We start from the raw sequence: 12,022 nt of genomic DNA, 5'->3' as shown, positions 1-12,022 counted from the left end.
ATAACTAAACATCAAATCGTCGGCTGAAACGTCGACGATATTCTAAGGGGCTCAGCCCCGTTTTTTTTTGAAATAACCGTCGAAATGAGCTTGGGTCACTATAGCCAACATCTCGCATAATTAGATCTAAAGCATGTCCCGTTTCTTCTAAACGCTTTCGTGCAGCTTCAATCCGTATCGATTGTAAGTATTGATTGGGAGGAATATCCAAAGCCGTTTTAAAATGTCGAATCAATGTCCTCGTTGTCACATTAAACTGCGCCGCAAGTTCATCTAAGACAATATTTTCATGATAATGCTGTTCCAACCAATCTTGAACTTTTTGTACCAAACCATCCTGATGAGGTTTAGATATTTTTAATAATGAATAGGACAACTGACTATCACGACGATAATCCAATACAAATGATTTTGCCGTGTGGATTGCCGTTTCAAAACCATAAAAACGTTCGATTAGGTGCAGTCCCAAATCAAACCATGCTAAGCCCCCGCCTGCACAATAGATATTTTGGTCATGGCTAATGAGCTGATCTGCATTCAGTTTGACCAAAGGATAGCGTTCACGAAACATTTGCTGAAAGCCCCAATGCGTCGTTGCCTGCTTACCATCTAAAAGCCCTGCTTCTGCCAGAAAAAAATTACCCGTACAATTTCCTGCGATCAGTCCGCTCTGCAATTGCCGAGTTTTTAATAACTCGATTAGCGCTGAATTTTGCGCTAAAACATCTAAGATCGGCGCGCCTATCGTTGGAACAATGATGATATCTGCATCTGTTATTTCAGAAAATGCTAAATCTGCATAAAGCTTGATGCCATTGATACATTGCACAGCTTGACCATGTTGTGAGGCAATTTTAACCTGAAATAGCCGCTGCACATTTTGTTTTTGAATCCGGTTCCAACTGACTCCCGCCATTGCAAATAGATCAACAACTCCAGTAATCGCTGAAGCCAAAGCACCATCAAATGCTAAAATTATAATTTTCTTCATTTAAAGTTCAAATTATCAAAATGTCATTTTTGACCTATTAAGTGTCATTATTGACAATTCTATATCCAAAAATCAACTGCTAGGCTTGATGCATAAAATTCAACCCGATTAGAGATTGAGCAATGGCGCAGTTAATCAATGACAAAGATTTAAATTTTTTGCTATTTGACGTGTTTAAAGCGCAAGACTTAACGTATTACCCACGTTTTGCTGAGCATGATGCTGAAACCTTCAAAAGCATCCTAGAAACTGCACAAGGTATTGCTCAAGACTTTTTTGCCCCCCATAACGCAACAGCCGATCAAAACGAACCTACCTTTGATGGTCAACAGGTTAAAACCATTGCTGAAGTCAAAACGGCATGGAAACAATTTGCAGATGCCGGCCTGCTTTGTGCGCAGCATGATTATGATGCAGGCGGTATGCAACTTCCGACTTTGATCAATATGGCTGCAAATGCCTATTTCATGTCGGCAAATCCTTCGTCAGTGGCTTATTCTTTTCTAACCGCTGCGGCTGCAAATGTGATTCAGGCTTTCGGTACGACCGAACAAAAAGATATGTTTGTACCGTATATGTTCAGTGGTCGCTTTGCAGGAACGATGGCCATGACTGAACCTGATGTGGGTTCATCTTTAGGTGATTTGACCACAAAAGCCATACCGCAAGCCGATGGAACATACCTCATCAAAGGCCAAAAGATGTTTATTTCAGGGGGTGACCAAGACATCACTGAAAATATCGTGCATTTGGTCCTTGCTCGCATCCAAGACGCACCTCAGGGCGTGAAAGGTATATCGCTGTTTATTGTTCCAAAGTTTAAAACCCTGAGTGATGGTTCACTTGCAGGCGCCAATGACGTTCAACTGGCTGGTTTATTGCATAAAATGGGCTACAGAGGTACAACATCGACAGTACTGAGCTTTGGTGAAAAAGATCAATGTACTGGCTATCTGATTGGTGAAGCAGGTGCTGGTCTTAAATATATGTTTAAGATGATGAATGAAGCGCGAGTCGGAGTCGGCTTAGGTGCAGCCATGATTGGATACCGTGGCTATTTAGAATCGCTCGAATATGCAAAGAATCGTCCACAAGGCCGCTTAGTTTCAGATAAAAATCCTGCCGCAAAACCTGTCAATATTATTCAACATACAGATGTTAAACGGATGCTTTTGGCACAAAAATCCTATGTCGAAGGCGCACTTGCATTATGTTTGTTTGCTGCACGATTAATTGATGAACATCAAGCCGCTAACAATGAAGATAGTGCGCTGTTATTAGATTTAATTATCCCTGTTGTCAAATCATTCCCTTCTGCCTATGGACCCAAAGCCAATGATTTAGCCATCCAAGTTTTAGGTGGCGCTGGCTATACCCGTGAATATCCGCTTGAACAATGTTATCGCGACAACCGCTTAAATCCGATCCATGAAGGTACATTTGGTATTCAATCTTTGGATTTGTTGGGTCGTAAGCTTTGGCAGCACAACAGCAAAGGTTTGATGCTGTTATTACAACGTATGCAAAATACGATTGATCAAGCTCAACATCCAAAAACGGAAGCGCTTGCAGCAATTTTTTCAGCGCATTTAAACACGGTGAAGAAAATCACACAAAGTTTGGGACAAGTCCTCGCCCAAGGTCGTGTCGATCAGGCACTGGGTAATTCTGCCTTGTATCTAGACATGATGGGCAAAGTCATCATTTCATGGCTATGGCTTGAAATGGCCAATCAAGCCCTTGTGAAATTTGAACATTCAGATTTAGCTGAAGATCAACAATTCTTAGCCGGTAAATTACAAGCCGCGCAATATTATATCCGCTGGGAATTGCCTGAAATAGAACATCAAGCCACGTTATTGCTAGAACTTGATGATACTTGCCTCAACATGCAAGAAAGTTGGTTCTAGTCACCCGTTTAGCTCAGTCCTCAATGGGCTAATTTGGACAAGGTTTTCACGGATGAAAATCTTGTCCAACCCTATCTATCTCAATAAAACTGCAATAAAAAAAGGAACTTAGATTTCGTTCCTGTTTTGTCAAAATTGAGTGCTATACGCTGCAATTATTGAAAGACTTTAAAACGAGCTGCATCATCCATATAGCCTTTTTCTTTCGCTTCACCTTACTCTGAACCAAAAACCAATTGAGCACGAAGTTTCCAATGCGCAGGAATGTCCCATTCAGCATGTACTTGTTCATCCACAATTGGGTTGTAATGCTGTAGTGATGCGCCTAAACCTTCGGTGTGTAACGCAGTCCAAGTCGCAAATTGGGCAATGGCAGTTGAATGTTCTGCCCAAATTGGAAAGTTTTCTGCATAAGAAGGAAACTGTGCTTGTAGAGCACTGACCACATCTAAATCTTCAAAGAACAGAACCGTACCCAATCCTGCTGCAAAACTTGCCATTTTACCCGTCGTCTTCGCAGCACTTTCTTCATCTTTTGCATAAGATTTTAATTTGTCAGCGACTAAGCCCCCAAATTTTTCGCTTTCACCAGTAGAGTCTGTTGATATTTAATTATGCTCATTTAGAGATATTTATGCAGCTGATTTTAAATTAATTTCTGTATGAATAATCGTGCAGCCTTGCTGAGAATGAATTTTGAAATTCCCACCTATCCGTTCTACACGCATTTTCATACTTCGCATGCCGATACTCATGCCATGATTTGAAACACTCTCAACATCAAAACCTACGCCATCATCTTCAATGGTTAATAACAATGCGCCATTCTCGAACTGTGACAGCGTTACATTGACATGATTAGCTTGGCTATGTTTCACAATATTGGTCAGGCTTTCTTCAATTACTCGTATTAAAGTCAGGCACTGAATTGCTGTTGGTTTGATCGCCCACTGCGAAGGAATACACCATTTGGCATTCATTTCCACTTCATCCATCAACTGACTAAAGCGATGTCGAACAGGTGCGATCCAGAGCAAAGGTGAATCTGGCACTTTACTGTCTAAAGATGATCCACTATCAATAATTTGCCTTAAATCATCGCGCAATAATTTCAACATCGACAAGAACTGTCTGTTTGGAATATTACTTTCACACTGATCAACCAAGATCATCGAGCGCACAATGGATGCGCCCAGACCATCATGCAGATCATGCGATAATTTAATGCGTTCCTGCAGGCGTACATTACTCAGTTCAAGCTGATGTTTATCATTCAAGCTACTGCATAATTCATCACTGACTTTCTGAACTTCAAATGCCAGATCATCATTATATTTTTCAATTTTCTGAATATTACGATTGAGCCTCGCCCCCAAGATCACCACTATAAATAGGGTAATAATCGGTGAAGTAAAGGGTGATAAAGGTGTAAAATTTTCTTTTGGAAAGAGCACCAAGACTGTGATATCAGCTATGACTATCACAATTATCGCAGTCAAACAGATTGCTAATAAAATATAGTCTCTTCTTCGTTCTTTGAAACTAATTTTACACAGATAGAGGTAAGTGATAAAAAAGAATGCACAATATAAAAAGAAAATAAGGCTCGAAATATCTGCATTTTGTTCGAATGGCCAGATACACACCACGCCAATCAGTGCAGCAGTAAACATTGTAAATGACAGTTCTATTCGTGGAAACTTACGCCCAAGAAAGCGTAAGATATAAATGCTAAAGCATTGAAAGTACAGCATTACAAATATCAGATTAGCTTTGGCAGAAAAAACCGAATCTGGGTATGGAAAGGTTTCAGTAGTCAGGGCATTACTGAGAAATAAAATCCACAGCACTGTTGAAAGCGCAAACCAGCCAAAACTCGTATCACGAGGACGCATCAACCAAATGATAAAGCAAATTAGACCCAAGACCCCAGAAAGAAAAATATTTAACTGTAATATGGTCCGACGTGTAAATGTTGTTTTTTCGGCTTGCTCTACCGTTGCCATGACATTGTTAAATTTCACCGGACCCAAGCCAGCATTTAGACTCGAGTAGCCATAAACATAGATCAAGGTTTCATTATGATCATGCTTGATTCCACTTATCGGTAAAATCCAATAGCGTGCAACATTCCAACTTTTAGAGACCGGTTCTTGAAGATTTTTATTGGTCCACAGCAAGTCGCCATTCAGAAAGACTGAACCCGTATTAATAATGTAATCAACATATAGTGCGATGGGTTCTGCCAAACGCGCATTATTTTTACAGTACCAAGACCAGTCTAATTTATACCAAGCACCACCTTGATAACCCTCCCAGTCTTTATCTTCTTTCCAACGGTCAGGTAATTGCGTGGTTTTCCATCCCGTTCTGGGTAATTCTTGATTGGATGGTGTCTTCACCCGTGAAATGCTATTCACAGTTACATTACATTGATCATTTACAGGGAAAACTTGCTCTGCATGACTCAAGCTCCCCCATACTAAACAGAGGATAAATAAGAAAAAATATCCTCCTTTACGCATTATAGAATACCCATAGATCTTGCTGTACTCACGGCTTTGGTTCGTTTCGTTACGGCTAATTTGCGATAAATATGTTTAATATGGCTTTCTACCGTATAGCGTGAAACAAAAAGCTGTTCAGCAATCTCACGGTTACTCAAACCTTGAGCAACCAAACATAAAATTTCTTTTTCACGACTGGTCAAGAGGTTCAAGTCTGCTTCATCGGCGACTGTTTGTTCTGGACTTGGCGCTTCGGCTTCGGATATTTGTTTAAGGATTTCTCGTGCAATAAATGGGTCAATCGGCGCCCCACCACGTAAAATACTCCGAATAGATAAAAGTACTTCAGCATCATCACGTTCTTTTAATACATAGCCCGTTGCACCTGCTTTAATTGCGGCAAATAAGCTTTCTTGTGTACTCCATGCAGAGACAACCAAGATCATGGTATTACTTTCGAGGGAACGTATTTTTTCAATAATTTCGATACCACTACCATCAGGCAAACCTAAGTCAACTAAGGCTAAGGATATCGGTTGGGTCTCTACGGCTTGAATAGATTCTTTAACATTTTTGGTGAAGATAAGCTCTTCACGCTTATAACCCAGCTCTGTCAAAATTTGACGTAAACGTAATTGAATAATTTCCTCATCTTCAACGACGAGCACCAGTACGGGTAGTATGACTTCTTGTGGTGACATGATTTACTTCCCCCGAAAAAATGAAATGTCTTTTACATTAATGAGTTTAATCCTTTTAGGATATCCCTATAATTAAGTAAATTTCTTATTTTTTAACAATTTATTCTAATTCAATTGATGCAGCTATGATGCATTTTTCTTCTAATTTTAAATCCATTTAACATTACAATATGTGTATAGCCATCAGTCTGACTATACACTGCACTTAGCTTAAACTTGAGTGTGATTAGCTCAAATATTGCTTCTTCAGATATTTTACAATTTTTTCAGATTCAAAAAGTTCTACACCAGTATTAGGATCTTTCAAATATGGCACTTGAATATTGTTCCCCATGATTTTTAACACTTGTTCACGCTTACCGCCTTTCAGGGGTACATATTTACCAGGTTTTAGGCGCATTACCGCTAATCCCTGATCTTGCCAACGCTCCTTAGCCACATTATGAAAGGTATATGCCAACTCCATTTCAGACAATGCACTACGTACGATGCGTGTATATGGACTCGCTTCAAAGCCCCACAGTTCTAACAGTTGAGTTGGTGCATCACGATGAATGGCTTTTCGCTGCACCCACACCCCTTGAGCCCCATTAATTAAGGTACCAACATAGGCAACATACGGAATTTTAGGATAACTGGCATATTTCTTAGGGGTTTGGCCTGTTTTGCCATAATGTTTAAATAGATGATGAATAATTTGCTGTGATTCGTACAAACGATCCCCAGTATTGTCATCTACCAAGAAAGGAAATTGTTGTTTTCCACCTAATTTTTGCACATCCAAACGGTACTTTTTAGCCCCTTTTGGACATGGGTAGACCTCATAATCCAAATTGAGCGTGGTCAGAACTTCACGCACACGACGGCAATACGGAGAACCTTCAAATTCGTACAGTTTAAGGGCTTTATCAGGTTGTTTGGGATAAGACGTCCCATTTGTACCTCGTCCGCCCTCTGCTACGCCTGAGAGCAACGCTTGCGCCACTTTTAATTGATGCAACAACATATATTCTTCCTTTCTTCTTTTATTTCGTATTTTTATACAACAGCCGAGAGTCCTCAGCTGAAGTTTGTATTTTTTCCAGATTTATATCGTCGTATATAAGTAAGCAATGCCAACTGATTCCATGACTAAAAACTCAAACCCACTTAAAGAACAACCAATTGCTCTTTTGAAACAACAATGCCGTTATTGTCAGCATAAATAAAATCACCAGACTGAATGTTTACACCACCAAAACTTAATGGAATATCTGTTTCACCCACGCCTTTGCGGTTACTTTTTTGTGGAATCGCAGCCAAAGCATGCACACCTAAATCAAGTTCGGCAATCGCATCAACATCACGCACGCAGCCGTAAATAATGACGCCATTCCAATGATTGTTAACTGCAGATTCAGCAATCATATCACCCATCAAGGCACAGCGCATCGACGCACCACCATCCACAACCAATACTTTACCCGTACCATCGGTTGCCAATAATTCTTTAACACGAGAGTTATCTTCAAAACATTTGACCGTCATCACCTGACCGCCAAAACTTTTTCGTGCACCATAACTTTGAAAGAATTTACCATCCAACGACGGGATCACCACTTGTAATTCTTTATCTGGATGATCATCAAGTAAATCACAGGTGACGAATGGAACTGTAGACACGGTATTTCCCTCATTTAATTGTTAGTATGCGTAAATTATCATAAATCTCGAACTTTTCAGTCTGAGTTTGTGCTGCATCGACCATAGTATGAGCCACTTGCTGTGCTGTCACTGGCTTAAATTTGAAACGGTCTGGTACAAAATGCGAAAAGCGCATATAAAGTTTCTGTGTCGCATCTTCTAAACGTCGAGATTCATGACGCTCGCCAAGTAACAGCGAAGGCTTTAATATCGAAAGTTGATTTAACTTTAAGGTTTTTAAATAATATTCCAATTCCCCTTTGACTCGATTATAAAAAAATGCGGAATTGGCGTCAGCGCCCATAGCACTAACTATGATCAAATGGGTTTCTGTATATTCTAATAATTCAGCAAAATGCGCATTGATGCTAAAATCGATCTGATAAAAATGATCTTTAGACCCTGCTTTTTTAATGGTCGAGCCTAAACAACTAAAGGCATGACTATAATCTCTCACATCATCCTGAGTCAGAGAAAGAAAGTCACTGATCACCATTTGTTGAACTTTTGCCAGTCCATTCAGTTCATGGTCACGCTGACGTACCACAGCCGTAATATTCTTACATCTTGCATTTTGACTGAGCTGACGAACCAGCTCCCGCCCGACCAATCCTGTTGCTCCGATGACAATCGCATTCTCTATACTTTTAGTCATTTTTCATACAATCTCAATCACTTTAGACTAATCTAACGTTTTCTTTAAAATTTTTCTGCATCTAAAATGTTGTCAAAGCATGTCAAGACTTGACTTAAGCGCTTAGTTTAATCACAATATGGCACTTGTTTACGGGCTGGTGATAGTTCTTCTGATGTTGGTTTTCAGATGTAATTTCAGCCCGCCCAGACCAATCTATTTCAAGGAGTGCACGAGTGGCAAACTCTGCTCAAGCAAAAAAACGTGCTCGTCAAAACGTTAAAGCACGTCAACACAACGCAAGCTTACGTTCTATGGTTCGTACTTATCTTAAACGCACAGTAGCTGCTATTGCTGCTGGTGATTATGCTGTCGCTACAGAAGCTTACAAAAAAGCTGTTCCTGTTATCGATCGTATGGCTGATAAAGGCATCATCCATAAAAACAAAGCTGCTCGTCATAAGAGCCGTTTAAATGCACAAGTTAAAGCTTTAGCTAACTAATTTGTTGCGATAAAAAAAGCCCTTTTTAGGGCTTTTTTTGTACCTATAGGTTTTTAAAAGCAAAAAAATAAGGTCCTCGATGGACCTTATTTTTTTAATTATAGGCTATTTATTAATCAGTTTCATATTCGTCGCTGATAAATATGTCCATAATAAGTTTTGGCTTGCTGTCAAATTTGTCCAACGTTGATTGCCACCATTGGTACAGCTATATCGAATTAAATCCGCACGGTTATTTTGCAAACGTCCCGTATTTAAATCCATACATTGACCACTTTGACGAATCGTTGTAGTCGCAGGGTCCATGGTCCAAATTTGATTGGTTTGGTTTAACACGCAACGTTCTAGCGTCACTTTAGCTGAACCACCGTTGCCTGTTACGCATTGATCTGGATTTGACTTACTGTGTATACGACCAATGGCATCATATACCCACTGTTCAGTATCATCCGCAGTACATCCGCTTGGACCACTGATGTACAAATTTAATGCTCCATCAGTTAAGGTTTCAGATTTCAAACAGTTGTTTCCATTTTTGATCAATGTCGCCTGCTCGAACAGACCTTCTTGAGTGACTGAAAGCTTTTTCATAAATGCTTCGAGTGCGCTTTGCGCCTCAGGTATTTGATTGGTTAGGTCTTGTGCATACACATTCATCCAACGATTTAGTCGGTATGCTGTGTTTTGTTGCGACTCATAACGGGTTAATTGCTGACGCGCCACACTATTCATCAATGACATGTCATTTTTATATGACTCATACAGCATTTTTTCAGTTGGATTAAGAGCAACAACAGCATTTGCAGCTTGCGCTTCCAAAGCACTTTCTAATTGAGGAAGTTCGATAGCACGCAAAGCACTATAACCATGCTGACGTCCAATTTTGACGGCCGGCTTGATCGCTGTGCTGTAAACTGGAATATCAATATTTGCTAATAATTTGGCTTCTTCACCTGCTTTTTTACAGTATAAATTGACCTTCTGTGGTTGATCTGCCAAAGCTAAATTGACATGCAGTTTATTGGCATTACTACCTAGTCGTACAGGTGCTAAAGCAATATTGTTGACTTTATTCGTGTATTGCACATTCAACCAACATGCAGCTTGGTCTAAGGCCGTATTGGCCGCCGTTAAATCATAAACATTACCCCAGTTTGAACGTGCCGCAGGATATAACAAACCGACTTGATTGACAGGATCATAACCACCTAAAATGGTAATGACAGGCTGACCAAATACTCGTGGTCGTGGATAATTTTGATCTGCGTTATACCAAACCGGAGCCGTCGAATTTGGCATCTTCGGTTGAGCGACTTCCATTTCACGAGTGGTTTTATTCCACTTTTTGTAGCCGGTAGGCGAAGTTTCATCCCAGACATAACGGTCAAAGTGTGGTTGAATTTTCAGGAATGTGCTGTAACCCGTATAGTGTGTGTAGCGTGATACATTACTATCAGGATACCCGCCGGACATGGCATCTTTTCCGTACGGAAACAAATTTTTAAAATTAGGGATCCCATTACTACCATCCCACTTCCATGTCGCCGTCCATGATAGATTTCCGCGCATCATATGACGATTGGCAATATAACCCCATCCACTGTCCGCATGATGTGCAGCCCAAAATAGATTGTCACCTACCTGACCAGGGTAATGTCCTAAACCATAGTGATGGCCAATTTCATGGCTAAATTCATTCCCTACAGAATCATAAAGCGTGAGCATGCCATTACCACCACTCAGTCCATGAGTATGCACACCATTGGCATAGTTCCCCTTCGTATGATGGACAACTACTGTTTGGGTTAATTGTGGCTGGCTCTGGTTGGCCATAGATGCACTGGTAATGCCCCAGTTGGCAAGGTTTATACCGACACTAAAGGTTGATTTACCGACATCCTCACGCATGTCTCCTGCGTAAACACCACCATCTCCGGCACTTTTACTGTCATAAATGACACCTGACGAGACCATTACACGGTTCAACTTAACATCATCATATTGCGCGACCGTCATTTCTGCAGCTGGAATAGTCTGAAAGTAATCTGTCCCTGCTTTTTCAGGCTCTAAAAGCATGTAATGACCTGAAGATTTGGGTGTATCTGTCAACATTCCTATACGGATATTATTCAACACCAATTCACCTGGTGCAGCAAAATCGATTTTATCTTCAGCCAACTCACCACTGACTTTATTTGCGTCGATAAATTTTAATCTTAGACCGGGTTTAACTTCATCCCAATTGAGTGTTGTGGTCCACGCGCGTTTACTGTACCAAACATCTGGACGCCCTCTTTGCCCACTTTGGTCTGAAACAGGCATCTGCGTTGGATCATCCAATGTCGCGGTGCGAACTAAGCGATTGTTTTGATAGATTTCTACTTTGAGTTGCTTGATGTTTTGCATATCAAGTGTTGGCGTCACGATAAGCAGCGCTTCTTTTTCACTGGTTAACCGTGGCATTTTCTTGGCTTCGTTCGCATTCGGGTCAACGACATGACTTTGACCAAATTGAACTTGCGCGGAAAAGCTACCGACTAAATCATTACGTATTTCACGAACAGCATCATTGGCATCGTAGTCATAAAAACCAATGCTTGTTTCATCGACTATATCTTGGGTCGGTTCTGGATAACTGGCAGATGATGCAGTGCCACTTGAACTATCACCACCACCTCCGCCACCACAAGCAACTAACATTAATGACACAATACAAATTGATAATTTGTTATATGAAAAACCTATCACACTTTTCACTACTATTCCCCAATTAGCCACAAAAAAATCCAATTAAGAGACTTACATAAAATATATAAATCAATAAGTTACAACAAATATAATGCTATTTTCTTTTTATTAATCATTCAATTGCCGCGTTTTGTCACTTATTAACAATTCAAATTAAATCTAAATATTTAGTATTGGCTGAATCACGATTGCTGTGACAGGTACTTCACTTATCAACTAAAATTAAGGTGTAGTCCTTTAAATACAATCGTATATTCCCGACAAAAATTGTCAGGATATTTTTAGAAACTTTGTAAATAAAAATTTTTAGAAATGGTTTAATCCCATATATTTTTTATGGTATTT

At 40.1% G+C, this 12,022-nt stretch carries 9 protein-coding genes and 1 pseudogene; 2 read left to right on the top strand and 8 right to left on the bottom strand.

Features of this window, described 5'->3' with window-relative positions:
- Positions 1-4: 4 nt before the first annotated feature.
- Positions 5-991 carry a GlxA family transcriptional regulator gene (locus FTV38_RS05125; protein WP_180021733.1) on the bottom strand — a complete coding sequence of 329 codons (987 nt, stop codon included), beginning with the start codon at positions 989-991 and terminating at the stop codon, positions 5-7.
- Between the two features lie 122 nt (positions 992-1,113).
- Here FTV38_RS05125 and FTV38_RS05120 point away from each other — a divergent pair, with 122 nt between their 5' ends.
- Positions 1,114-2,901: an acyl-CoA dehydrogenase gene (locus tag FTV38_RS05120; RefSeq protein WP_180021731.1), complete on the top strand. Its 1,788-nt coding sequence runs from the start codon at positions 1,114-1,116 to the stop codon at positions 2,899-2,901.
- 215 nt (positions 2,902-3,116) lie between these two features.
- Here the strand turns inward: FTV38_RS05120 and FTV38_RS05115 are convergent.
- The 6 genes and pseudogenes from FTV38_RS05115 to FTV38_RS05090 all read right to left on the bottom strand — a co-directional run.
- A pseudogene (locus FTV38_RS05115) lies at positions 3,117-3,491 on the bottom strand (nitroreductase family protein); the annotation flags it as partial.
- A gap of 42 nt (positions 3,492-3,533) precedes the next feature.
- The gene (locus FTV38_RS05110; RefSeq protein ID WP_257228651.1) at positions 3,534-5,372 is read right to left on the bottom strand and encodes an ATP-binding protein; all 1,839 of its coding nucleotides are present in this window, start codon (positions 5,370-5,372) and stop codon (positions 3,534-3,536) included.
- A 53-nt stretch (positions 5,373-5,425) separates the two neighbouring features.
- A complete protein-coding gene (locus tag FTV38_RS05105) occupies positions 5,426-6,109 on the bottom strand; it encodes a response regulator transcription factor (protein WP_180021728.1) in 684 nt (227 codons plus the stop codon).
- Positions 6,110-6,335: 226 nt separating this feature from the next.
- The gene (locus tag FTV38_RS05100; protein WP_180021726.1) at positions 6,336-7,115 is read right to left on the bottom strand and encodes a glutathione S-transferase N-terminal domain-containing protein; all 780 of its coding nucleotides are present in this window, start codon (positions 7,113-7,115) and stop codon (positions 6,336-6,338) included.
- A 143-nt stretch (positions 7,116-7,258) separates the two neighbouring features.
- Positions 7,259-7,771: a ribonuclease E activity regulator RraA gene (rraA, locus tag FTV38_RS05095; RefSeq protein ID WP_168377554.1), complete on the bottom strand. Its 513-nt coding sequence runs from the start codon at positions 7,769-7,771 to the stop codon at positions 7,259-7,261.
- A 10-nt stretch (positions 7,772-7,781) separates the two neighbouring features.
- Positions 7,782-8,447 (bottom strand): NAD(P)H-binding protein, encoded by a 666-nt coding sequence (locus FTV38_RS05090; RefSeq protein ID WP_180021724.1) that lies wholly within the window; start codon positions 8,445-8,447, stop codon positions 7,782-7,784.
- 215 nt (positions 8,448-8,662) lie between these two features.
- On the opposite strand from FTV38_RS05090, the gene rpsT reads away from it, so the two are divergent.
- Positions 8,663-8,929 carry a 30S ribosomal protein S20 gene (rpsT, locus tag FTV38_RS05085; RefSeq protein WP_078188707.1) on the top strand — a complete coding sequence of 89 codons (267 nt, stop codon included), beginning with the start codon at positions 8,663-8,665 and terminating at the stop codon, positions 8,927-8,929.
- Positions 8,930-9,034: 105 nt separating this feature from the next.
- Here the strand turns inward: rpsT and FTV38_RS05080 are convergent, their stop codons facing one another.
- Complete coding sequence (locus tag FTV38_RS05080) at positions 9,035-11,629, bottom strand: M66 family metalloprotease (protein WP_180021722.1); 2,595 nt, start codon at positions 11,627-11,629, stop codon at positions 9,035-9,037.
- Between the last annotated feature and the right edge of the window lie 393 nt (positions 11,630-12,022).

This window comes from Acinetobacter sp. YH16044 (assembly GCF_013417145.1).
Lineage (GTDB): Bacteria > Pseudomonadota > Gammaproteobacteria > Pseudomonadales > Moraxellaceae > Acinetobacter > Acinetobacter amyesii.
The sequence above is the reverse complement of the archived record's forward strand: the minus strand, read 5'-3'. Positions and strand labels throughout refer to the sequence as shown.